General features: G+C 38.1%; 14 protein-coding genes, 1 tRNA gene, 3 rRNA genes and 1 other RNA gene. 1 reads left to right on the forward strand and 18 read right to left on the reverse strand.

Annotated elements, in window-relative coordinates:
* Position 1: 1 nt before the first annotated feature.
* From JG554_RS12040 to gltB, 18 genes are all read right to left on the reverse strand, one after another.
* Positions 2 to 928 carry a DNA polymerase III subunit delta' C-terminal domain-containing protein gene (locus JG554_RS12040; protein ID WP_064209943.1) on the reverse strand — a complete coding sequence of 309 codons (927 nt, stop codon included), beginning with the start codon at positions 926 to 928 and terminating at the stop codon, positions 2 to 4.
* Positions 929 to 1,053: 125 nt separating this feature from the next.
* On the reverse strand, positions 1,054 to 1,383 hold the full coding sequence (locus JG554_RS12045; protein WP_046206571.1) for a cyclic-di-AMP receptor: 330 nt from the start codon (positions 1,381 to 1,383) through the stop codon (positions 1,054 to 1,056).
* Positions 1,384 to 1,409: 26 nt separating this feature from the next.
* A complete protein-coding gene (tmk, locus tag JG554_RS12050) occupies positions 1,410 to 2,027 on the reverse strand; it encodes a dTMP kinase (protein WP_107360196.1) in 618 nt (205 codons plus the stop codon).
* A gap of 1 nt (position 2,028) precedes the next feature.
* The gene (locus tag JG554_RS12055; protein WP_070039618.1) at positions 2,029 to 3,372 is read right to left on the reverse strand and encodes an aminotransferase class I/II-fold pyridoxal phosphate-dependent enzyme; all 1,344 of its coding nucleotides are present in this window, start codon (positions 3,370 to 3,372) and stop codon (positions 2,029 to 2,031) included.
* Positions 3,373 to 4,833: 1,461 nt separating this feature from the next.
* Positions 4,834 to 4,948 (reverse strand): 5S ribosomal RNA (gene rrf, locus JG554_RS12060).
* Positions 4,949 to 5,025: 77 nt separating this feature from the next.
* Positions 5,026 to 7,943, reverse strand: a 23S ribosomal RNA gene (locus tag JG554_RS12065).
* 283 nt (positions 7,944 to 8,226) lie between these two features.
* Positions 8,227 to 9,777: ribosomal RNA gene (locus JG554_RS12070) — 16S ribosomal RNA — on the reverse strand.
* The 16S, 23S and 5S rRNA genes sit together here, the layout of an rRNA operon.
* A 526-nt stretch (positions 9,778 to 10,303) precedes the next feature.
* On the reverse strand, positions 10,304 to 10,900 hold the full coding sequence (gene recR / locus JG554_RS12075; RefSeq protein ID WP_046206986.1) for a recombination mediator RecR: 597 nt from the start codon (positions 10,898 to 10,900) through the stop codon (positions 10,304 to 10,306).
* Between the two features lie 4 nt (positions 10,901 to 10,904).
* Positions 10,905 to 11,222 carry a YbaB/EbfC family nucleoid-associated protein gene (locus tag JG554_RS12080; RefSeq protein WP_026034724.1) on the reverse strand — a complete coding sequence of 106 codons (318 nt, stop codon included), beginning with the start codon at positions 11,220 to 11,222 and terminating at the stop codon, positions 10,905 to 10,907.
* A gap of 89 nt (positions 11,223 to 11,311) precedes the next feature.
* A complete protein-coding gene (gene dnaX, locus JG554_RS12085) occupies positions 11,312 to 13,021 on the reverse strand; it encodes a DNA polymerase III subunit gamma/tau (protein WP_107359872.1) in 1,710 nt (569 codons plus the stop codon).
* Between the two features lie 59 nt (positions 13,022 to 13,080).
* The gene (locus JG554_RS12090) at positions 13,081 to 13,611 is read right to left on the reverse strand and encodes a GNAT family N-acetyltransferase (protein ID WP_107359873.1); all 531 of its coding nucleotides are present in this window, start codon (positions 13,609 to 13,611) and stop codon (positions 13,081 to 13,083) included.
* A 181-nt stretch (positions 13,612 to 13,792) separates the two neighbouring features.
* Positions 13,793 to 14,062, reverse strand: an RNA gene (gene ffs, locus JG554_RS12095) — signal recognition particle sRNA large type.
* 71 nt (positions 14,063 to 14,133) lie between these two features.
* On the reverse strand, positions 14,134 to 14,859 hold the full coding sequence (gene treR / locus JG554_RS12100; RefSeq protein ID WP_064209971.1) for a trehalose operon repressor: 726 nt from the start codon (positions 14,857 to 14,859) through the stop codon (positions 14,134 to 14,136).
* 30 nt (positions 14,860 to 14,889) lie between these two features.
* The gene (treC, locus tag JG554_RS12105) at positions 14,890 to 16,524 is read right to left on the reverse strand and encodes an alpha,alpha-phosphotrehalase (RefSeq protein WP_107359874.1); all 1,635 of its coding nucleotides are present in this window, start codon (positions 16,522 to 16,524) and stop codon (positions 14,890 to 14,892) included.
* A gap of 88 nt (positions 16,525 to 16,612) precedes the next feature.
* On the reverse strand, positions 16,613 to 18,040 hold the full coding sequence (gene treP / locus JG554_RS12110; protein WP_107359875.1) for a PTS system trehalose-specific EIIBC component: 1,428 nt from the start codon (positions 18,038 to 18,040) through the stop codon (positions 16,613 to 16,615).
* Between the two features lie 328 nt (positions 18,041 to 18,368).
* Positions 18,369 to 18,461: transfer RNA gene (locus JG554_RS12115), tRNA-Ser, on the reverse strand.
* A gap of 60 nt (positions 18,462 to 18,521) precedes the next feature.
* On the reverse strand, positions 18,522 to 19,985 hold the full coding sequence (locus JG554_RS12120) for a glutamate synthase subunit beta (RefSeq protein WP_107359876.1): 1,464 nt from the start codon (positions 19,983 to 19,985) through the stop codon (positions 18,522 to 18,524).
* Between the two features lie 18 nt (positions 19,986 to 20,003).
* Complete coding sequence (gene gltB, locus JG554_RS12125; RefSeq protein WP_203265313.1) at positions 20,004 to 24,503, reverse strand: glutamate synthase large subunit; 4,500 nt, start codon at positions 24,501 to 24,503, stop codon at positions 20,004 to 20,006.
* A 141-nt stretch (positions 24,504 to 24,644) separates the two neighbouring features.
* On the opposite strand from gltB, the gene gltC reads away from it, so the two are divergent.
* Positions 24,645 to 25,532 carry a glutamate biosynthesis transcriptional regulator GltC gene (gene gltC, locus JG554_RS12130; RefSeq protein WP_107359878.1) on the forward strand — a complete coding sequence of 296 codons (888 nt, stop codon included), beginning with the start codon at positions 24,645 to 24,647 and terminating at the stop codon, positions 25,530 to 25,532.
* The last annotated feature ends 3 nt before the right edge of the window (positions 25,533 to 25,535 follow it).

Raw genomic sequence — 25,535 nt, forward strand, 5'->3', positions numbered from 1 at the left:
ATTATTTCACCCCTTTTATGACGATTTGTTCAAATACTAATGTTGGATTTACATTTTGATTTAATTTTTTATGTGCTTCTGTTAACTGATCAAACATTAAAACAATCTGATTATATGATAAATCTTGTGCGTATTGTTTAATTTCAACCTGTAAATCTTGGAATATCATTGCTTCTTCTAATCCTACTTTAGCATGCATAATATCTTCAAAGAAACTGTTAACTGCTGCCAACGACAATAACTGTAAACGTCTGTTTTTAGCTTGTTTTAATAAATCGACAACTGCTATTAATGCCATTGAACGGTTTTTTAATATTAACTGACACCATTTGATGATACTTTTGCGCAAAGCCATTAAATCTGAGTCTTCGTTTAACGCAACTGCAGTCTCTATCTGTGTTGTATAGGCACTTAACAATTCCGCAACAGGTCGAGTGATTTCTCGCTCAACTAATCTATCTATAAAATTCAATTTATTAATTGGTTTAAAATAAACATGTTGGCATCTTGAGTGTATCGTATCTAAAATTTGCTCTGGTTTTGTAGTTAATAAAATGGCAATGGTATTATCTGGAGGCTCTTCAAGAAATTTTAGTATACTATTTTCACCTTGAATGGTTAATTTTTCAAAGGATTCTATAATATAGACTTTATAATTTCCTTCAATAGGTAATTGATTCATATGATGCACTAATTGCTCTATTTGATCTTTTTTAATTGTTGTTTCCTCAGAAGACACATACATAAAATCTGGATGATTAAATGTTTCTACTTTTAACTGACATTGATCCTCTCCACCACATAAAATCATTTTAGAAAAATCAATCGCAACTTGTTGCATTGTCTGTCCATCGTCACCTTCAAATAAATATGCATGCGATAATTTATTAGATTGATATGCTTTTGTCAGTCTTTCTAGTTCATCCATGTTAATGTTGCTCCTTTATATAAAAAGGCTGCTAATACATAGTGCCTTTACGAATTACATTTAGCATTAACTAATCAAATAGCAACATGTAAGTCGAAAAGTTACCATATACAGCAACCATGTTTTTAGAATTGATGGAAAGCTTCTACTGGCATAACAAATACCGTTGCTCCGCCAACTTCCACTTCAACTGGATAAGGTATATATGAATCAGCACTTCCACCCATCGGGGTAATCGGCGATACAAGTTGTTCTCTATTTCCACAAGTATCATTAATAACCTGTAGCATTTCATCGACACGATTATCTTCTACACCTGATAAGAAAGTTGTATTGCCCGCTCTTAAAAATCCACCTGTTGTTGCAAGTTTTGTCGCTCTAAAATTATGTTTAACAAGTTTGTCTGAAAGTTCCTGACTATCCTGATCTTGTACGATTGCTATAATCATTTTCATACTAAACACCTCTTTTGAATATTATATCATAATTTTTCTAAATAATTGGTGATAGATTCATACGTAGCATCCACTACTTTATCTATACTTTGATCCGCATTAATTACAATAAAGCGCTCAGACTCATTATGAATAATCTTTTTATAACCTTCAACTACTTTTTCATGAAATTTTACATCTTCTTGATCTAATCGATTTTGATTTCTTTGATTTTTTAGTATTCGCTCTCTACCAACTTCGACACTAACATCTAGATAGATTGTTAAGTCTGGATATAATCCATTAATAGCAAATTCATTAATAGATTTAACTTCTTCTATACCTATACCCCTTGCATACCCTTGATATGCTAATGAACTATCAATATAACGATCACATAGAACAATATGATCATTATCTAATGCTGGAATAACTTTACCTACGAGGTGTTCCCGTCTTGATGCAGCAAATAATAATGCTTCAGTACGGTCATCCATATCTTCTCCCTCTAACAATACTTCTCTTATTTGCTCTCCTGTCTTCACGCCTCCTGGCTCTCTTGTAAGTACGATATTATACTCATGTTTGAGTTTTTCTGCAACTTGTTGTATTACAGTTGTTTTTCCAGAACCTTCTGGCCCCTCAAAAGTTATAAAAGCTGACATCTTATTCATCCTTAATTTCTATTTTAAAATTTTTTATTCCTTCTACTCTTTGTTGCTGTTCACACCAATAATTCATTAATTTTACCATATCTTCTGTGATTTTTTCTCCTTTAAACATTATTGGAATACCAGGAGGATACGGCACAATGTGATTAGCTAATATTTTATTTTCTGCATATTTAATGTCTATTTTCCGCACATTATGTATTTCGCCACCATAATACATACTACTCCCCGTTCTATACGGTACGCTGACATTTATATCGTGCTGTCTTTCTACTAATTGAACCTTTTCAATCCTTGATAGTAATTCATCAAACGGGAATTGATCACCTTCATGCCACAACGGCAAGACCATTAACACTTGAAAGTCATCAGCCAATTCAACATAAATATGGTGTGCTTCAAAGTATGATTGTAATTCGTAACCATGATACCCTCTACATCTTACATTTAGTTTTAGTGGGTCATCAACCTCAACAATTTCGAACCCTTTGTTTTCCAATTGTTGAACCAATTGTTCTCTCTTTTGAAAAAAGTATTCGCTATGATAGTCGTCATAAAATTTTTGTGCCAGTTCTAGGCTACTCATTAATAAATATGATGGACTAGAAGATTGAAAATAGGATAAATATCTTATGACTGCTTCTCGACAAGGTGCCTTTTTATGAATAAATATCACTGAACTCATCGTTAGCGATGGCAGTGTTTTATGATATGACTGCACAACATAATCCGCGCCCATGTTCAATGCCGTTTCTGGAAAATGTTCAAATCCTAGATGTGCACCATGAGCTTCATCGATTAGCATTGGTATTTTCAAAGTTTTTAAAAGTTCTGTAACAGTTTTTATATCAAAACATTCACCATAATAATTAGGATAAGTAAACACTGCTAGTTTACTATCTTTCACTTGATCATATAATGACGTTTTGTCAGGCCCTAGATATTGATTCGTAGCGTCACTGATATCCATTTTTAATAATTGTGCCTTTGCCTTTATTAAATCTAATGCATGAAATACAGACTTATGTACATTGCGCGCTATCGCATATTCACCATTTTTTGAAGAAAACGCTTGAATCACTGACAATATTCCTGAAGTAGTACCATTCACTAAATAATAAGCATCATAATCAGGGTGTTTGTCAACATTCTTCATGCTTTCAGCTATTACTGACTCAGGAGAATGTAAGTCATCAAGTCCTGTAATTTCTGTCATATCCATTTTAAAATCCAATTGATTCAAGTACCCAATAGTCATATTTTTATGTCCAGGTACATGTAATGAAATAGGTTCTTCAGCTAATAGTCCTTTCAATTTATGTAACAACGATTTGCTCATGCTTATCCTCGCTTTTCAATTCAATATTTCTTGTTTCATTACAATTCCACTATATAAATAATAAAATTAACATTACCTTATAAAACAGTATAACGTTGTAATCTTCTACATTTTAACATAATAATATAAAAAAATGCGTGCACTTAAAAACCATAGTTTTAAAGTATCACGCCTTTATGAATTAATGATATTGATACATGAACTTAACTCATTCTGTTAAAATTCTTTTTATGCAAAAAAGACCCTTTCGGGTCTTGATTGCCTGTAAAGTCACACTTCTTAATTTTAATTTTTACCTTTCACACTTATATATCTTATGAATTTACATGTTATTAGAATAGTGTGACTTATACATGAGCTTTAGCTCATGTATTCCTCTTTACCTACTCTTGTGGAACGTAAGTCAGCTACCTTCGGCGCTAAGCAGCTTTCCTGACTTCAGACAAGCGCTCGTAAAGTACCACTCTCAATTTATTGAGATAGCGGTACTTATGCATGAGTTTTTGCTCATGCATTCCTTTTACTATTTCACGCTTTCCTCACTCACTTACCGCTTGTAAGCTCGTTTCGTCTCTCGTTTACTTCGTCAGCTTCAAACGCTTTCTTTTGTCAGTTTGCAGTTCTTCGAACTGGGAAGTTAAGCTCCTTTTATGTAAAAAAAAGAGACCTCTCGGTCTCGGCTCATCGCATCCTATTTACTTGCCTGTAAAGTCACACTTCTTAATTTTAATTTTTACCTTTGACACTTATATATCTTATGAATTTATATGTTATTGGAATAGTGTGACTTATGCATGAGCTTTAGCTCATGTATTCCTCTTTACCTACTCTTGCGGAACGTAAGTCAGCTACCATCGGCGCTAAGAAGCATCCCTGACTTCAGGCAAGCGCTCGCATCTTTCCTCAGTTTCACGCTTTCCTCACTCACTTACCGCTTGTAAGCTCATTTCGTCTCTCGTTTACTTCGTCAGCTTCAAACGCTTTCTTTTGTCAGTTTACAGTTCTTCGAACTGGAAGTTAAGCTCCTTTTATGTAAAAAAAGAGACCTCTCGGTCTCGGCTCATCGCATCCTATTTACTTGCCTGTAAAGTCACACTTCTTAATTTTAATTTTTACCTTTGACACTTATATATCTTATGAATTTATATGTTATTGGAATAGTGTGACTTATGCATGAGCTTTAGCTCATGTATTCCTCTTTACCTACTCTTGCGGAACGTAAGTCAGCTACCATCGGCGCTAAGCAGCTTTTCTGACTTCAGACAAGCGCTCGCATCTTTCCTCAGTTTCACGCTTTCCTCACTCACTTACCGCTTGTAAGCTCGTTTCGTCTCTCGTTTACTTCGTCAGCTTCAAACGCTTTCTTTTGTCAGTTTGCAGTTCTTCGAACTGGGAAGTTAAGCTCCTTTTATGTAAAAAAAAGAGACCTCTCGGTCTTGGCTCATCGCATCCTATTTACTTGCCTGGCAACGTCCTACTCTTGCGGAACGTAAGTCCGACTACCATCGGCGCTAAGGAGCTTAACTTCTGTGTTCGGCATGGGAACAGGTGTGACCTCCTTGCTATAGTCACCAGACAATGTCATGTATAAAATTTATACACTCAAAACTAGATTGTAAGTAAAATTTAGTTCAACCAACAAAACTTTTAAATTTGATTAAGTCTTCGATCGATTAGTATTCGTCAGCTCCACATATCGCTATGCTTCCACCTCGAACCTATTAACCTCATCATCTTTGAGGGATCTTATAACCGAAGTTGGGAAATCTCATCTTGAGGGGGGCTTCATGCTTAGATGCTTTCAGCACTTATCCCGTCCATACATAGCTACCCAGCGATGCCGTTGGCACGACAACTGGTACACCAGAGGTATGTCCATCCCGGTCCTCTCGTACTAAGGACAGCTCCTCTCAAATTTCCTACGCCCACGACGGATAGGGACCGAACTGTCTCACGACGTTCTGAACCCAGCTCGCGTACCGCTTTAATGGGCGAACAGCCCAACCCTTGGGACCGACTACAGCCCCAGGATGCGATGAGCCGACATCGAGGTGCCAAACCTCCCCGTCGATGTGAACTCTTGGGGAGATAAGCCTGTTATCCCCGGGGTAGCTTTTATCCGTTGAGCGATGGCCCTTCCATGCGGAACCACCGGATCACTAAGTCCGTCTTTCGACCCTGCTCGACTTGTAAGTCTCGCAGTCAAGCTTCCTTGTGCCTTTACACTCTATGAATGATTTCCAACCATTCTGAGGAAACCTTTGAGCGCCTCCGTTACTCTTTAGGAGGCGACCGCCCCAGTCAAACTGTCCATCTGACACTGTCTCCCACCATGATTAATGGTGCGGGTTAGAAATCCAATACAGCGAGGGTAGTATCCCACCAACGCCTCCACGTAAGCTAGCGCTCACGTATCTAAGGCTCCTACCTATCCTGTACAAGCTGTACCGAATTTCAATATCAGACTACAGTAAAGCTCCACGGGGTCTTTCCGTCCTGTCGCGGGTAACCTGCATCTTCACAGGTACTATGATTTCACCGAGTCTCTCGTTGAGACAGTGCCCAAATCGTTACGCCTTTCGTGCGGGTCGGAACTTACCCGACAAGGAATTTCGCTACCTTAGGACCGTTATAGTTACGGCCGCCGTTTACTGGGGCTTCGATTCGTAGCTTCGCAGAAGCTAACCACTCCTCTTAACCTTCCAGCACCGGGCAGGCGTCAGCCCCTATACATCACCTTACGGTTTAGCAGAGACCTGTGTTTTTGATAAACAGTCGCTTGGGCCTATTCACTGCGGCTCTCCTGGGCGTGAACCCTAAAGAGCACCCCTTCTCCCGAAGTTACGGGGTCATTTTGCCGAGTTCCTTAACGAGAGTTCGCTCGCTCACCTTAGAATTCTCATCTTGACTACCTGTGTCGGTTTGCGGTACGGGCACCATAAATCTAGCTAGAGGCTTTTCTCGGCAGTGTGAAATCAACGACTCGAGGAAACAATTTCCTCTCCCCATCACAGCTTGACCTTATGAGTGCCGGATTTGCCTAACACTCAGTCTTACTGCTTGGACGTACAATCCAATCGTACGCTTCGCCTATCCTACTGCGTCCCCCATCGCTTAAAACGATTCATGGTGGTACAGGAATATCAACCTGTTATCCATCGCCTACGCCTATCGGCCTCAGCTTAGGACCCGACTAACCCAGAGCGGACGAGCCTTCCTCTGGAAACCTTAGTCAATCGGTGGACGGGATTCTCACCCGTCTTTCGCTACTCACACCGGCATTCTCACTTCTAAGCGCTCCACATGTCCTTGCGATCATGCTTCAACGCCCTTAGAACGCTCTCCTACCATTGTCCTACGGACAATCCACAGCTTCGGTAATATGTTTAGCCCCGGTACATTTTCGGCGCAGTATCACTCGACTAGTGAGCTATTACGCACTCTTTAAATGATGGCTGCTTCTAAGCCAACATACTAGTTGTCTGGGCAACGCCACATCCTTTTCCACTTAACATATATTTTGGGACCTTAGCTGGTGGTCTGGGCTGTTTCCCTTTCGAACACGGACCTTATCACCCGCGTTCTGACTCCCAAGTTAAATTGATTGGCATTCGGAGTTTGTCTGAATTCGGTAACCCGAGAAGGGCCCCTCGTCCAAACAGTGCTCTACCTCCAATAATCATCACTTGAGGCTAGCCCTAAAGCTATTTCGGAGAGAACCAGCTATCTCCAGGTTCGATTGGAATTTCTCCGCTACCCTCAACTCATCCGCTCACTTTTCAACGTAAGTCGGTTCGGTCCTCCATTCAGTGTTACCTGAACTTCAACCTGGTCAAGGGTAGATCACCTGGTTTCGGGTCTACGACCAAATACTCAACGCCCTATTCAGACTCGCTTTCGCTACGGCTCCACATTCACTGCTTAACCTTGCATCAAATCGTAACTCGCCGGTTCATTCTACAAAAGGCACGCCATCACCCATTAACGGGCTCTGACTACTTGTAAGCACACGGTTTCAAGTTCTCTTTCACTCCCTTCCGGGGTACTTTTCACCTTTCCCTCACGGTACTGGTTCACTATCGGTCACTAGAGAGTATTTAGCCTTGGGAGATGGTCCTCCCAGATTCCGACGGAATTTCTCGTGTTCCGTCGTACTCAGGATCCACTTAAGAGAGAACAGATTTTCGACTACAGGATTATTACCTTCTTTGATGCATCTTTCCAGATGCTTCGTCTAATCTATTCCTTTGTAACTCCGTATAGAGTGTCCTACAACCCCAACAAGCAAGCTCGTTGGTTTGGGCTCTTCCCGTTTCGCTCGCCGCTACTCAGGGAATCGATTTTTCTTTCTCTTCCTGCGGGTACTAAGATGTTTCAGTTCTCCGCGTCTACCTTCGATACGCTATGTATTTACGTATCGATAATACGACATAACTCGTATTGGGTTCCCCCATTCGGAAATCTCTGGATCACAGCTTACTTACAGCTCCCCAAAGCATATCGTCGTTAGTAACGTCCTTCATCGGCTTCTAGTGCCAAGGCATCCACCGTGCGCCCTTAATAACTTAATCTATTTGCTTTCCAACTCGACAACCGTCGGTTGAAAACCCAAAATGTTATTAATCTGTGAGTGTTCTTTCGAACACTAGCGATTATTTCTTTTTGAATTCAAGCTTATTTAAAACTCTTATTCACTCGGTTTTGCTTGGTAAAATCATAAATTTTACTTACTTATCTAGTTTTCAATGTACAAATCATTAAAGAATACTCGAATGAGCATTCAAAACTGAATACAATATGTCAATGTTATTCCTTTGTCATCTTCTAAAGAAGATGTTCCGAATATATCCTTAGAAAGGAGGTGATCCAGCCGCACCTTCCGATACGGCTACCTTGTTACGACTTCACCCCAATCATTTGTCCCACCTTCGACGGCTAGCTCCATAAATGGTTACTCCACCGGCTTCGGGTGTTACAAACTCTCGTGGTGTGACGGGCGGTGTGTACAAGACCCGGGAACGTATTCACCGTAGCATGCTGATCTACGATTACTAGCGATTCCAGCTTCATGTAGTCGAGTTGCAGACTACAATCCGAACTGAGAACAACTTTATGGGATTTGCATGACCTCGCGGTTTAGCTGCCCTTTGTATTGTCCATTGTAGCACGTGTGTAGCCCAAATCATAAGGGGCATGATGATTTGACGTCATCCCCACCTTCCTCCGGTTTGTCACCGGCAGTCAACTTAGAGTGCCCAACTTAATGCTGGCAACTAAGCTTAAGGGTTGCGCTCGTTGCGGGACTTAACCCAACATCTCACGACACGAGCTGACGACAACCATGCACCACCTGTCACTTTGTCCCCCGAAGGGAAGGCTCTATCTCTAGAGTTGTCAAAGGATGTCAAGATTTGGTAAGGTTCTTCGCGTTGCTTCGAATTAAACCACATGCTCCACCGCTTGTGCGGGTCCCCGTCAATTCCTTTGAGTTTCAACCTTGCGGTCGTACTCCCCAGGCGGAGTGCTTAATGCGTTAGCTGCAGCACTAAGGGGCGGAAACCCCTAACACTTAGCACTCATCGTTTACGGCGTGGACTACCAGGGTATCTAATCCTGTTTGATCCCCACGCTTTCGCACATCAGCGTCAGTTACAGACCAGAAAGTCGCCTTCGCCACTGGTGTTCCTCCATATCTCTGCGCATTTCACCGCTACACATGGAATTCCACTTTCCTCTTCTGCACTCAAGTTTCCCAGTTTCCAATGACCCTCCACGGTTGAGCCGTGGGCTTTCACATCAGACTTAAGAAACCGCCTACGCGCGCTTTACGCCCAATAATTCCGGATAACGCTTGCCACCTACGTATTACCGCGGCTGCTGGCACGTAGTTAGCCGTGGCTTTCTGATTAGGTACCGTCAAGACGTGCACAGTTACTTACACATTTGTTCTTCCCTAATAACAGAGTTTTACGATCCGAAGACCTTCATCACTCACGCGGCGTTGCTCCGTCAGGCTTTCGCCCATTGCGGAAGATTCCCTACTGCTGCCTCCCGTAGGAGTCTGGACCGTGTCTCAGTTCCAGTGTGGCCGATCACCCTCTCAGGTCGGCTACGTATCGTTGCCTTGGTAAGCCGTTACCTTACCAACTAGCTAATACGGCGCGGGTCCATCTATAAGTGATAGCAAAACCATCTTTCACTTTAGAACCATGCGGTTCTAAATGTTATCCGGCATTAGCCCCGGTTTCCCGGAGTTATTCCAGTCTTATAGGTAGGTTACCCACGTGTTACTCACCCGTCCGCCGCTAACGTCAAAGGAGCAAGCTCCTTATCTGTTCGCTCGACTTGCATGTATTAGGCACGCCGCCAGCGTTCATCCTGAGCCAGGATCAAACTCTCCATAAAAAATTATGATGTTTGATTAGCTCATAAAATACTAATTGTGTTATCAATAACACGTTGTTTTGATTCAACATTTAATGTTGAAATCGGAATTAACGTTGACATATTGCAATTCAGTTTTCAATGTTCATTTGTTTCAATCACAAGAATTAATTCTACAGGTTTTGACTTTGAAAGTCAAGAACTTTTTAAAATTAATTTTAAAGCTTGTTTTGAAATATTGTTTTGTGTGTCGTTTTGTTTCGTCCGACAAGTAAATACTATACACGCTTAAAACGCTTTGAACAACAGTAAAATTTACACTTTTATGTAAAACCAAAAGCATAACTTCTTCAATTCACATACTTTAAAATATCGAAAAATACATAAAGTTCGTTTTTATTAATTCGTCACGAGGTTTGTTATCGAAAAACAGCTGATAAACCTCTATAAAACAAACTTTACTATTTATTAAAATTCTTTTCGAAAAATTAAAGCTACCTTAAAAAAGGTAGCTTCGGTTTCATTTGAATTTACAATTGAGCATTTACTACATCTCTGTTCTGCCCATAATCGCTTTTGATAGGGTTACTTCATCCGCGTATTCTAAATCTCCGCCGACAGAAAGTCCTTGCGCTAATCGAGTTACTGTTAGACCAATTGGTTTGACCAGTCTTGATATATACATTGCTGTTGACTCACCTTCCAAATTGGGGTTCATCGCTAAGATTAACTCTTTTACTTCGTCATTTTTCAAACGATTAATCAGACTTGGAATATTAATATCTTCCGGTCCTATGCCATCCATCGGAGAAATAGAACCATGTAACACATGGTACAAGCCTTTATATTCACGCATTTTTTCCATAGCGATTACATCTTTATCGTCCTCAACTACACAAATAATTGAGCGATCTCTCTGTTTATCCTGGCAAATATAACATGGATCTTGCTCAGTAATATGCCCGCATTCACTACAATAGGTAAGTTCTCGTTTAACATCGACTAAAGCTTTAGCAAATTGAACGACATCGTCTTCTTTCATATCTAATACATGAAACGCCAGACGTTGGGCTGTTTTAGGCCCAATGCCTGGCAGTTTCATGAAACTGTCGATAAGTTTGGATATTGGTTCTGGATAGTGCATACAATCACATTCCAGGAATATTTAAGCCTTGTGTATGCTTACCTAAGCGTTCTTGAGTAAGTTCATCAGCTTTATTCATCGCTTCATTAGTAGCAGCAATAACTAAATCTTGTAACATTTCAATGTCATCTGGATCAACTGCTTCTTCTTTAATTTCTACATCGAGAACTTCTTTGTGACCTGATACTGTGACAGTCACCATGCCACCGCCAGCCGTACCTTGTACTTTTTCTTCTTTTAATTTTTCTTGCTCTTCATTCATTTTCTTTTGCATTTTCTGCATTTGTTTCATCATTTGTTGCATATTTCCGCCACCGCGCATATATTTATCCTCCTTAAAAACTTCAATCTCAACTGATTGTATTTCATCTTTTGTCTCATTATACATGCCTTTTAATTCATTGTCATGTATCACTCTTCATCTATGACATTTACTGTATTTTCTCCAAATAAGTCCTTCGCCTTTTGAACGACATCAACATCTTCAGGTGACGTTGTTGTCGCTGTTCTGTTTTCCTCGGCACTTGTACCTTGTTTACGATTTTGAAGATATTCTGTCCTTACCCTCATCCACTGGTCTGCTGGGACACCGACTACTTTCACTGTTTTATCTATAATGTTACATACTACGTTCTCAATATTCTCTCTTTTTTCATCATCTTTATTTACAATCTCACAATGTATTTCTTCTTCGAATTTAATCAGTACATGGGTTTCACTTGCTGCCACTGGTTCTGAATTTTGAAGAAGACTTACTAATGACTTCATATCATTACTCTTAGCGTGATCTATAACTTCTTGCCAGTGGTCTTTAAGTTGCTTAATATCTTCTTTGTTAGCTTTGTCTAACACTTTGGCTATTTGTTGCATTGAAAATGCATTTTTCGATTGTGGACCTTTACTAGCTGTTTTTTTAGCTTGTGGTTTGGCACTGTTAGCTACGACGCCCTGTGATTTTAAAGTTTTTAATTCATTTTCTAATTGTTCCATTCGCTGTAACAATACTTCATTATTAGGCTCACTGGCTACACTCGTTGTAGCAACAGTTTGCACATTTTCAGGTTCTCCTTTAATCATTTCTGCTATTTTAACTAATAATACTTCAAAATGAACGCTTTGATTGACACTAAATCTGATTGAAACAAGCGTATCATTAATCACGTCAATCATTTTATATAAAGTATCCAAGTCAAAATGCATCAATGCATCATATTCAGAATCCATATTAGATGTCTTATCCATAATGGTATCTCTTACAAAATAAATCATATCGTTAATCAAGCGATTTACTTCTTTACCTTGTGCAATAAATTGATGGTAAGTTGAAAATGCAGTTTTTACATCTCCTTCAACTACCTCTTTCAGTAAATCATTCAACGCTTGAGCATCTACACTACCAGTTACATTCAACGCGTCTTGTAATGTAAGGTGTTCATCGCCAAAAGCGATTGCTTGGTCCATAATGCTTAGCGCGTCTCGCATACCGCCTTCAGAAGCTTTAGCGATAAAATCTAAGGCTCCATGATCATATTCTATCTCTTGATTGTCTGCTACGAATTGCAAACGTTCTACAATTTCATCATGGCTAATTGCTTTAAAATCAAATCTTTGCGCTCTTGAAATAATTGTCGGAGGTATTTTATGTGGTTCAGTAGTCGCCAAAATAAAGATTGCATGGGCTGGTGGTTCTTCTAAAGTTTTCAACAACGCATTGAAAGCGCCTGTTGTTAACATATGAACTTCATCTATAATGTATACTTTGAATTTTGATTCACTTGGTGCGTATTTAACTTTATCTCTGATATTTCTAATTTCATCCACACCATTATTACTAGCAGCATCTATTTCAATCACATCTGAATTCGTTCCGCGCGTAATACCTGTACAAATAGCGCATTCATTACAAGGTTCTCCATCAGAACGTTCTAGACAGTTGATAGCTTTCGCGAATACTTTTGCGATACTTGTTTTACCTGTTCCTCTAGGTCCACTAAAAATATACGCATGTGATTGTTTTCCTTTTGAAATTGCGTTGCGCAATGTTTTAGTTACATGTTCTTGGCCAACTACATCTTCAAAACTTTGGGGCCTGAACATTCTATATAAAGCTTGATAATTCACCTTTGCACCTCCAATAACATTCAACAACTATTATATCACTGTGCTTTATATTTTGAATATTAATTAAATGCCTCTGGATAAACTACATTACCATTTGGTTGCTCAACAAGTTGTTCCCACAAGAATTTAACCATAAAATATTTCGATGGCACATCAAATGGACTATAAATTTGATAACGGCTCGCCTCTTCATAACCTAACATACCATAATATCCAGGATCTCCAAGTACAATGATTGTCGTATAATCTTGCGCTTTTGCACGTTCCTCCACTGCTTGGACAAGGGCTTTACCTATACCTTTACCTCTGTATTTCGACAATACGGATAAAGGGGCTAACGCTAAGGCGGTAAAGCGTGTTTCATCGTTAATAATCTCTATTTCCGAAAGCATCACATGACCAACGACATCACCTTCATCTGTCTTAGCAACAACTTCCAATTCGTAATTATACTCTGTCGACGCTCTAATTTTCAAAACTAAATCTTGTTCATCATGGTTAGACTCTACGACGTTTTCAAAAGCGGTTTTTATTTCCTCTAAACTTGCGTCATAGTCATTTTCAGTTAATGTACTTAAATAAATTTGCATATGTCGTTCCTCCAAATTCACTAAATTCAATTTTCAGCAGTTACAATCAGAATGATATCGTTGCAGTTCGATCAATTAAATTAATGTATCGCTCTTATTTTAATATAAAAAAAGAGTGACTGCTATCAAAAGATAAGTCACTCATAATATATGGTTAATTGTATTTATTTAAAAATTAAAACCGTGCACCTTCGCTTCGAATACGTATCATAAACGTAACCAAAGTCGACAGCTAAATCTCGGCAACCCTACGGCACATATGATGATCCACTTAATGCTGCTTCCGTCAGGACCTGACATGGTTCATGGGTTCATATTGCATAGGACCGAAATCTTCAAACACTACGTGCTTTGGGCAGACTTCACAAAAACGTAGCCTCAGCGAAGGAATTAAGTCTCGCATAAAGCGGATTTCGAGTACAGGGAACCGCTACCTCCCCACCTAGCACGGCAAGATATATCATACTATAAGGTAATGACTGATTGCAAGTCATACAATTCATTATTTTATAACTTATTTCATTAAATTTTATGACGTCTCGAAAAATCGTTAAACTTAAATTCTGTAGCTAAATGTTTGGAAATATTATATTGAAATTTTGTCGTATCCTTTAAATGGACGATTCCTCGGACCGTAGCAGTATACGACGGCGTTACATCTCCAAATATTTCATATTCTAAATCACCAAATGATTCGAAGGTGATAGATTTATTAGAGTAACTAATTTCTAGTTTCAATGTTTGTTCTATATAATGGTACAACGAATCTTTAGCAATATGCATCGTTATATTAGGAACGATTTTTTCTACTAAATAATCTTCATCGATAATTTTCACACGATGATCAATCTTTCGCGTTCGAATAATATGCCACAATGTCTCACTCTGACGCAAGCCCAAAGCGCTTTTTACTTCTGGCGCTTCACTAGCAGGTATGCGTTCTAATAATCTAACTTCAGTCTCGTGACTCAGACCTAACCCTTGTTGAACTTCCCTGAAACTGGTTAAATTCGCAAATGGGAATTCTGTAATACCTTGATAGATGACAACTGAACCTTTACCTTTTATTTTCTGAATCATGCCATCTCTAACAAGTAGATTAAGCGCTTTGCGCACAGTTTCGCGAGAAGCATTATAGTCGAATACCAATTCATTTTCTGAGGGCAATTGAGCGCCATAGGGTAACTTTGATTCGATGATATCTGTGCGTAAATTTTCATAAATCGAAATAAATTTTTTCTGTTTCATGTGATTTCACTCACTGCCTTTTACTTTAAATTATTGTCTAACTACTATGGCACCAAATCCATCTATTAAGCCATTCTCAATCGACCCATTTTGTAACATGACTTGCCCATCAACGTTTAACGCTTTTGGTATTTCAACTTTTGCTTTTGAAAAGTTAGCAATCACCAACCATGTTTCATCTTCATGATGACGCTTATAAATAAACAATTCATCGTGATCCATGTAAAGTGGCTCAATATTTCCATAAGTTATAATATCATATTCGTGACGTAACTTTATTAATTTTCTATATGTTTGTAAAATAGATTGGTCGTCTTCTATAGCTGCTTCAACGTTAATTTCCTTATAATTATCAGGAATATCAATCCAAGGTGTACCGGAAGTAAAACCTGCATTTTCACCATTTGTCCACTGTACGGGTGTACGAGAATTATCACGAGATTTTTGTCCTAAAATCGTTAGAATCTCTGCTACTGGATAACCTTCACCTTTTAACTTATGATATGCATTTAAAGATTCTATATCTCTATACTGGTCGATATCATTAAAATGAGGATCTGTCATGCCAATTTCTTCACCTTGATAAATATACGGCGTACCTTGGAGCATGTGCAAGACGATGGCTAACATTTTAGCACTACTTTGACGTAAGGCTTCAGTCGAATCATCACCGAACCGCGTTACCACACGTGGTTGATCATGATTGCACCAAAAAATGGCATTCCATCCGCCACCGTTATAAATACCTATTTGCCATTCCATTAATATTTCTTTTAATTTATGGAAATCTAATTTAGCGTTTGTCCATTTTTCGCCATCAATATAGTCTACTTTTAAATGATGGAAATTAAACACACTACTTAGCTCTTGACGTGCAGGATCCGTATACTGGATACAATTTTCAATCGTTGTTGAAGACATCTCACCCACCGTCATCATATCTTTACTACCAAATGTCTGCTGATTCATTTCATGTAAATATTCATGCACACGTGGCCCATCAGTGTAAAATTCCTTTCCTACCTTTTCTGAATTTTTAAATTCACCTTTTGATATTAAGTTAATGACATCGAATCTAAAACCGTCTACGCCAAAGTCAATCCAATAATTAATTACTTTATAAAGTTCCCGACGTACTTCTGGATTATCCCAATTTAAATCTGCTTGTGTTACATCGAATAAATGTAGGTAATATTCATCCGTTTTTTCATCGTATTTCCAAGCATTACCACCAAACTTCGATTCCCAATTAGTTGGTGGTTGATTATCCGCTGACCGCTTAAAGAAATAGTAGTCTCTGTACGGGTTACTTTTATCTGAATATGCTTGTTTAAACCATTCATGTTCTGTAGAAGTATGGTTAATGACGATATCCATCATTATTTTTAAATCGCGTCGATGCGCTTCAGCAATCAACCTTTTTAAGTCTTCAATCGTGCCAAATTGTTCGTTCACTTTATAATAATCACTAATATCATAACCATTATCATTCATAGGTGATTCATAAATAGGCGTTAACCAAATATAATCCACACCCAGATATTGTAGATAATCTAACTTTTCAATTATGCCGTTTAAATCTCCCTCACCATTACCTGTCGTATCATTAAATGATTTGGGATAAATTTGATAAACTACCGATTTTCTCCAATCATTGACTACCATTTAATTACCACCTTATCTTTGTATTTTAAATTAAGAAACTCGCTAAACAAACTTAGCGAGTTTAGTTGTACTTATCTATTTGCATTAACTATTCTTCTACTATTTCTTTCGCTTCTTCTTTGCTAAATTTCGAGAAGATCACAGTTAATATTGCTGGTACTACCATTGCCAGAACAGTACTTATGCCATAAATGAGCCAAAAATCTTTTTTAATAGAAATGATAGCTGGTACACCACCAACGCCAACATTACCTAAGACACCGATTGCACCTATGATAGCACCTATCACACCCGAAGTTAAAATCGCTGCAACAAAAGGATATTTCAACGGTAAGTTCACACCAAACAACGCTGGTTCAGTAACACCTAAGAAACCTGATATGCCAGAAGTCATTGCCAAGCCTTGTTCTTTTGCCATTTTACGTCTTTTATAGACGAACCATGCACCGAATGCAGCCGAACCTTGACAAATATTTGAAATCGCTAAGATAGGCCACAAATATGTTCCTTTAAGACTGCTTCCCATCAGTTGGAAATCAACCGCTAAGAACATATGGTGTAAACCTGTAATCACTAGAGGTGCGTAGAAGAATCCATAAATTGCGCCACCTAACCAGCCTATATGTTCAAACACAAATGTCACACCGTTTGTAATCCCTGTTCCTAGCCATAAAGCAATTGGTCCTATAACGATAAAGGCTAAGAAACCAGTGATTAATAAGGCGACGGGACCAACAACTAACATCTTGATTGAATCATGCACATATTTACTTAAGAATTTTTCAATTTGCGCTAATACATAAGATGCTAATAAAATTGGTAAGACCTGACCTTGATAATTCAGTTGTTTAATTTCTAAACCAAAGATATGCCACGCCGGAATGTTACCTTTACCTATGTCATATTGTGAAGCGAGTTGCGGATTCATTAAAATCAGACCTAATACCAAACCGAGTATTTGACTCCCGCCAAACACACGCATACTACTCCAACCAATTAAAGCCGGTAAGAATATGAAGGCAGTATTCGCGATAACATTAATGATATCTGCAAAGTCCCCTAGCTGTGGATATTGTGCCACCAATGCCTGCTTCCCAAACAAGTCTTCCATCGTTAATACATTATAAATCCCTAATAATAAACCAGCAGTTACGATAGCTGGTAAAATCGGAATAAAGATATCTCCCAATAACTTAACCAATCTTTGTATAGGATTGCCTTTTTGAGCTGCCGCTGCTTTAGCATCATCTTTAGAGGCACTTTCTGCCCCAGTTTCTTCAATAAATTGTTTATAAACTTCATCAACAGTACCTGGTCCAATTACAATTTGATATTGATTGTCAGCTTTGAATTGTCCTTTAACCAAATCATTGTTACTCAGACTCTCTTTATCTACCTTATCATCATCTTTCAAAACAAGTCGCAAACGCGTCACACAGTGTGTTGCTGTGTCCAAGTTTTCTTTGCCCCCAATAGCCTTGACGATATCTTGAACATCTTTCTTTTTAACAGCCATGATGATTCCCTCCCTTAAACTTTAATATTATCCAGAGTATAACTTGTATAGACAAGTTTTGCAAAGGCTTTCACTCAACTCACAAAAAAGGTCTATACAGAAATTGATTTTTAATTTCCGTATAGACCTATTTCAAAAAATATATTGTTTTGCATTTGATGTAATCATTGCATTATGTTTAATAACCTGTGACACAAGCAATAGTAAGACGATATTCACTATTCGTCTATTTTTCTTCATCATTGACTTTAAAAACAAAAAAGACAAACACTTTATATTAAATAAACGTTTGCCTACTATATTTATTAGTCTTGGTATTTAATAATAATGGCGGAGGAAGAGGGATTCGAACCCCCGCAGGCCGTTAAGCCCCTGTCGGTTTTCAAGACCGATCCCTTCAGCCGGACTTGGGTATTCCTCCAAATGAACACAATAATTATAATATTATAGCCCATTAAAAAAGTCAATTATAATTAAAGTATTACACCAATGTTTTTTCATTTAGGAATTCATCCACTGCACGAGCGACTGCTCTTCCTTCTTGAATAGCCCAAACAACAAGACTTTGACCTCTTCTTGCATCACCTGCCGCGAAAATATTTGATTGATTCGTTTTAAAATCTTTATTATCTGCGACAATTTTATTTCTTTCAGTTTGTATATCAAAAGCATGTGGCACAGTAGTTTCTGTACCAATAAATCCAATGGATATCAATACCAAATCAGCTGGCCAATGACGTTCTGTACCATCGACAACCACCATACCATCCTCTGTTTCTTCAAGTATTTGTGTATAAACACCTGTTACATTACCAATACGATCCACTTCGTAACGCATCGTTTGCACACCATACGCTCGTGGTTCAAAACCAAAACGCGCTTCATATTCGTTATGCGCATAATCCATTTTAAACACAGGCATTGCCAACGGCCAATACGTATTTTCATCAAATTCAATGGCTTCTGGTTGCTTCGTGTATTTGTTAAATTGAACGATAGATTTACAATTTTCTCTCAATGCAGTTGCCACACAATCTGCACCTGTGTCACCTGCACCAATGACAATCACATTTTTTCCTTCTGCGGAAATGGACGGCGTTTCAATTTCACCATTTAAATATTCGCCTTGTTCTGTTAAGTAATCCATAGCAAAGTGAATACCCATACCCATTCGGCCTTCTAATGGTAAATCGCGAGCATTTTGTGAGCCTGTACAAATAATAATGGCATCAAATTGTTCCTCTAAACTTTCTTTGCTGATGTCTACCCCTATTTCAGTATCAGTGATAAAGGTGATACCAGATTGTTCCATTAATTTAATTCTACGTCGCACGACCGCTTTATCTAGTTTCATATTGGGGATCCCGTACATTAACAACCCGCCTGCTTCACGCGCACGTTCATATACAGTTACCCAATAACCTAATTTATTCAATTCATCTGCAGCTGTTAAGCCAGCCGGACCGCTTCCTACTATCGCTACTGATGCTGCTTTGCGCTCACTTGGTATCGTAGGTTCGACCCAACCATTTTCAAAAGCTTCATCTATAACGGTACGTTCAATCCCTTTTATCGCAACAGATGCTCTATTTATCTTCATTACGCACGATTGTTCACATGGTGCCGGACATACGCGTCCAGTAAATTCTGGGAAGTTATTTGTCTCGTTCAACCGTTCATATGCTGTCTTGAAGTCTTTTTGGTACACTAAGTCATTCCATTCAGGAATGTAATTCCCAATAGGACAACCAATTGTTTCTCTACCATGTGGCTCACCTGTCTGACAAAATGGTGTGCCACAATCCATGCATCTCGCACCTTGTTCTGATGCTTCTTCTTTGGTAAACCTCTGCTGAAAGGGTGCGTGTCCTTTCAAACGTTCTACTAAAGACAATTCAGGCAAGGGTTGTTTGTCATAACTCATAAATCCTTTAAATTCCCCCATACTCAGTCCCCCTTCAATTTAATACACAGCCGTTAATTGTTGTGCTGGTTCTAAATGTGTTCTCTTGTCATTAAAAGCATTCAATAACGCTTCATCTTGCTGGTTAGATTCGCGCTTTTGCAATTCAATTTTTTGCATCATTAATTTATAATCTTTTGGTATGACTTTTACTACTTGATCAACTACAGATTCAAAATGCTCTAATATATTTTTAGCTTTAGTACTATTTGTATAAAGTAAATGGTCTTCTAACATTTCTTTTACAACATTTTTTTCTGCTTCAACAGTGATTTCGTCGAAGTCTAAACTGTCTAATTGATGCGCTTCTTTAAATTTTTCAACATCAGATGGGAAGATATAAGCGACGCCCCCACTCATACCTTGACCAAAGTTCTTCCCGACATCTCCAAGCACAATGACACGTCCACCTGTCATATATTCAAGACCATGATCACCAATACCTTCAACAACTACTTGTACACCACTATTTCTAATACAGAATCGTTCACCAGCTTTACCATTAATAAAGGCTTTGCCATATGATGCACCATAGAAACAAACATTGCCAATTATAATTTCTGATTCTCGTTGTTGCGTCGGTGCCTTAACAATCACTTTACCGCCAGAAAGTCCTTTACCTACATAATCGTTAGCATCACCCGTGTGATGTATTGTTAATCCTTGAGGTATATAGGCACCTAAACTTTGACCAGCATGCCCTACCGTATTGACATAAATACGATCCTCAGGCAAACCGTCGGCACCGTGGATATCAGTAATCATACTGCCAGTAATGACACCCACGTCTCGTTGTTCATTTTTTACAACATAATTGCCAGTAAATGACTTATGTTGCTCAATTGCTGATTGAGCATCAGGTAATAGTTGCGTTAAATCGAAACCTTCATCAAGATGATGATTTTGCACTATATTTTTATATCTTTCACCGTCGTGCTGATATAATAATGCTTCTACATTCATAGAAGCAGCTTTAGGTCTTTGTTGAGATAAATTATCTTTTCGTTTTAATAAGTCTGTGCGACCCACCAATTCATCTACCGTGCGTAATCCAAGTTCGGCTAATATCTCCCTTAATTCCTCAGCAACAAAATGCATAAAATTAACCACGTGATCTGCTCTACCATTAAATAACGCGCGTAAATCTTGGTTTTGAGTAGCAATACCTACTGGACATGTATCTTTATGACATACACGCATCATGACACAGCCAAGTACGACTAAAGGTGCTGTTGCAAAACCAAATTCTTCAGCTCCCAACGCACACGCATATGCCACGTCTTTACCTGTAAGTAATTTGCCGTCTGTTTCTACAATCACTCTCGACCTTAAATTATTCATCATCAGAGTTTGATGTGTCTCTGCTAAGCCAATTTCCCAAGGGACACCTGCGTGTTGGATACTTGTTTTAGGAGAAGCACCCGTCCCACCATCATATCCACTAATCACAATTTTATCTGCATAAGCTTTAGCTACACCTGCTGCAATTGTTCCGACACCAGTTTTAGATACGAGCTTCACTGTGATATTTGCGTTTTTATTAGCATTTTTCAAATCATGAATTAATTGTGCTAAGTCTTCAATTGAATAAATATCATGATGAGGCGGCGGGGAAATCAAGCCAATACCCGGCGTAGACCCTCTGACTTCAGCAATCCACGGATAAACTTTAGAACCAGGCAACTGCCCGCCTTCCCCTGGTTTAGCTCCCTGAGCTACCTTGATTAGTATTTCTTTGGCATGTTGTAAGTAGTGACTCGTCACTCCAAATCTTCCGGAAGCAACTTGTTTGATTGCACTAGATCGATTTCGACCCTCATCATCCACCACAAATCGTTCTGGGTTTTCTCCGCCTTCACCACTATTACTTTTACCACCCATTTGATTCATTGCTTCAGCAAGTGTTTGATGTGCTTCTTCAGAAATAGAGCCATAACTCATCGCACCTGTATTAAAACGTTTAACGATTTCAGTCGTTGCTTCTACTTCATTGATATCAATCGGGTCTTGTTTTTTAAATTCCATTAAATGACGAATATGATCTGTACGTTGATGATTGACTTCATTTGAAAATGTTTTGAACTGTTTATAATCATTCAAACGACACGCATGTTGTAGTAAGTGAATTGTCGTCGGGTTAAATGCGTGATGTTGACCTTGTTTACGCCATTGAAACGTACTGCCAGATTCCAAGTACTCGCTCTCAGATGATTGTCTTGCTTTATTTTCTTTATCTATCAAGTTTATATCGATACCAGATAACTTGGTTTGTGTACCTGTAAAATACTGGTCAACCACATCTTGCGACAAACCTATCGCTTCAAAAATTTGTGCTCCTTGGTAACTTTGAACGGTAGAAATGCCCATTTTAGCCATTACTTTTATGACACCTTCTGACAAAGTATCTGTATATGTTTGGACATTTTCAGTAACCTCTCCGTTTAAGCGTCCTTTATCTACTAAATTTTCTATTGTACGTTGCGCTAGATATGGTACGACTGCATTCGCCCCATACCCTAATAAACACGCTACATGATGCACCTCTCTCGTTTCACCAGAAAGTGCGATGATGCTTGTGCGCATGCGTAAACCTTTTCTGATTAATAACTGATGCACATGACTGACCGCAAGCAATATTGGCATTGCATAACCTTGCTCTTCTACTAATACACGGTCATCTAAGACAATGATTTCATAGCCATCTTTTACTGATTGAATTGCTTGTTCCCCTAAATGGTCTAACGCCGATTCTAAATTTTCTTGATACAATGTTGATAAATGCTTAACTTTAAACCTACTGTCGTCAATCGTTTTTAATTGCGCCTCAGTTAGCACCGGTTTTTTCAATTGAATTCTGTTCAACACATCTTCATTAGGATTTAGTAAATTACCTTCTGAACCTAGATAAGACAATTCACTTGTCACTATTTTTTCTCTATATGCATCAATTGGCGGATTGGTAACTTGTGCAAAAAGTTGTTTAAAATAATTAAATAACGATTCATCTTTTTCATTTAAAACAGCAATTGGAACATCATACCCCATAGCACCAATTGGATCTTTCTTACTTTCAATTAATTCTGTCATATATTTGTCGATTTCTTCTTTCGTATAAACAAATTGCTTTTGTAACCTTGTTAAAGTTGTTTCATCCCAATCCGATGGTGTCACTTTTACATGATTTAAATCTAAGTCTATTTTAAATTGATTTAGCCAATTCTCATATGGCAGTTCATCAGCGATACGTGCTTTTAATTCATTATTATCAACTACTTTTTGTTGTTGAAAATCAACTAATAATAATTTACCTGGATTGAGTTGGCCTTTAAAAGCAACTTGTTCTTCCGGTACATCTACAACACCCACTTCTGACGAAAAAACAATGTAATTATCTTTAGTGATTGTATAACGTCCTGGACGCAAGCCATTTCTATCTGTTAGCGCACCAATTTTCTCCCCATTACAAAAAGAAATCATTGTCGGGCCATCCCACGGTTCCATTAGGTAACTATAATATTCATAAAAAGCACGGACATTATTGTCATTCGCCGTATTATAAAGCCAAGGCTCCGGTATCATTAACATCGCTGCTCTTTCTGGTTCCATTGCTAAAGATAAAAATTCTAATGCGTTGTCTACAATAGCAGAGTCACTACCGTCTTCATCAATGATTTCCTCTACTTTATGTTTGTTTTCACCAAAAATACTTTCAATGAGATCATTTTGTCTTGCGCGCATCCAATTTACGTTACCTTTAATGGTATTAATCTCCCCATTATGCATTAATAATCGGTTGGGGTGTGCACGTTTCCAACTCGGAAAGGTATTTGTACTAAAACGGGAATGTACAAGTCCAAGTTTTGATATATAATGCTCATCATTTAAATCTTGAAAGAGTTTCTTAATTTGATCAGAACGCAACCACCCTTTATAGACGATTGTTTTATGAGACAAACTTGTAAAATATAAATCTATTTGTTGTTTTTTAGCATATAATTCAATTTGCTTACGTGCTAAAAACAATGCTTTTTCTATATGTGTTTGATTATTTAAGGCGATGAATACCTGTTGTATATATGGCATTGTTTGAGCTACATGTTCGGCAATGGCATTGACATCAACTGGTACGTCTCTATAACCAATAACATTCAATCCTTCGCTTTCAAAGTAACGATTAAACGTTGCTTCATGCTTTGAATTTTTTATCTTCTCATTTGAAAAAAACATGCCTACTGCATAATGACCTTCTTCCGGTAATTCAAAATCTGTTTGTTCAGAAAAATACCCAAAAGGAATCTCTGTCATGATACCGGCACCATCACCAGTTATACCATCTGCACCAATTCCTCCACGATGATCTAATCTACGTAGCATTTCCAATGACTTTTCAACGATATCGTGTGACCTTTCATTATTCATATTGGCATAGAATCCAATACCACATGCATCGTGCTCTTCACGACTATCATATAATCCCAATTGCTTACCATATTCGATCATAACCCTCACCTCTTTTTCGAAAATTCTGAATATTAAATAAGTATAGTAAACTATATAGTAATACATTAATCTATTCAATATATAAAATAGATGATATTATTCTAATAATTCGAATAATATTAATATGTTGGGAATGGTTATATGGAAATTAAACAATTGAAATATTTTATAGAAGTTGCAAAAAGAGAACATTTATCAGATGCTGCATTAGAACTTAACATTGCTCAATCTGCCATAAGCAGGCAAATTACATTATTAGAAAAAGAGTTACAAGTAACATTGTTTAATAGAGAAGGACGTAACATACACATTACCGAAGAAGGACAACAATTGTTTTCTGAAGCAACCAAGATTATCGAACAACTTGATAACACAGTACGTTTATTTCATAACCAATCTGAAACAGAGCATTATATTATACGTATTGGTTACGTTGAAAGCTATATAACGCAGGTATTAACCTTATTAATGCAATCCTTTGAAAACGAAAGTACATCTATCATTCAGCCTATTTTAATGGAAGAGGACGATATATTTGCAGCTTTGCTCACAGATAAAATTGATATTGCTTTTACTGCTATGTCAGATGAACTCAAACAACACCGTTCTTTAAAAGTAAGCCCTTTATTTGAAGAAACATTTCATGTCTATGTACCTAAAGATGACCCCATCACTATGGCTACAAATCCACCTTTAGTACAATTTTCGAATAAATCTATTTACGAATTATATCCATTACCAACGAAAATCAGACAAGCATTAGTAAAAACAACCAAAACACCTATACAAACGATCACACATCCTCAACTAGCAGAATATATCCTAAGCAAATCGCGTGGTTACATCGTCACAGCTTCTTATCATTTGCTAACAAAAAATCTACAAAAATGGGAAAAAATATCTTTAGAACATACTGCATTGAAAAGAACCATTTGCCAAGTTGTTCGACTAGACAATCGAAAACACGATTTACAATTTTTATTAGAACTCATTGATAAATTATTAAGTAGAAGCACAACTTATCATTAATCG

The organism is Staphylococcus sp. 11-B-312, assembly GCF_016743055.1.
In the GTDB taxonomy this organism is placed as follows: domain Bacteria; phylum Bacillota; class Bacilli; order Staphylococcales; family Staphylococcaceae; genus Staphylococcus; species Staphylococcus ureilyticus.

Excerpts from the sequence above, each read along its gene's own strand:
- JG554_RS12040 (WP_064209943.1), bottom strand. The coding sequence starts at position 928 with ATGGATGAACTAGAAAGACTGACAAAAGCATATCAATCTAATAAATTA.
- JG554_RS12045 (WP_046206571.1), bottom strand. The coding sequence starts at position 1,383 with ATGAAAATGATTATAGCAATCGTACAAGATCAGGATAGTCAGGAACTT.
- tmk (WP_107360196.1), bottom strand. The coding sequence starts at position 2,027 with ATGTCAGCTTTTATAACTTTTGAGGGGCCAGAAGGTTCTGGAAAAACA.
- JG554_RS12055 (WP_070039618.1), bottom strand. The coding sequence starts at position 3,372 with ATGAGCAAATCGTTGTTACATAAATTGAAAGGACTATTAGCTGAAGAA.
- recR (WP_046206986.1), bottom strand. The coding sequence starts at position 10,900 with ATGCACTATCCAGAACCAATATCCAAACTTATCGACAGTTTCATGAAA.
- JG554_RS12080 (WP_026034724.1), bottom strand. The coding sequence starts at position 11,222 with ATGCGCGGTGGCGGAAATATGCAACAAATGATGAAACAAATGCAGAAA.
- JG554_RS12090 (WP_107359873.1), bottom strand. The coding sequence starts at position 13,611 with ATGCAAATTTATTTAAGTACATTAACTGAAAATGACTATGACGCAAGT.
- treR (WP_064209971.1), bottom strand. The coding sequence starts at position 14,859 with ATGAAACAGAAAAAATTTATTTCGATTTATGAAAATTTACGCACAGAT.
- treC (WP_107359874.1), bottom strand. The coding sequence starts at position 16,524 with ATGGTAGTCAATGATTGGAGAAAATCGGTAGTTTATCAAATTTATCCC.
- treP (WP_107359875.1), bottom strand. The coding sequence starts at position 18,040 with ATGGCTGTTAAAAAGAAAGATGTTCAAGATATCGTCAAGGCTATTGGG.
- JG554_RS12120 (WP_107359876.1), bottom strand. The coding sequence starts at position 19,985 with ATGGGGGAATTTAAAGGATTTATGAGTTATGACAAACAACCCTTGCCT.
- gltB (WP_203265313.1), bottom strand. The coding sequence starts at position 24,503 with ATGATCGAATATGGTAAGCAATTGGGATTATATGATAGTCGTGAAGAG.
- gltC (WP_107359878.1), top strand. The coding sequence starts at position 24,645 with ATGGAAATTAAACAATTGAAATATTTTATAGAAGTTGCAAAAAGAGAA.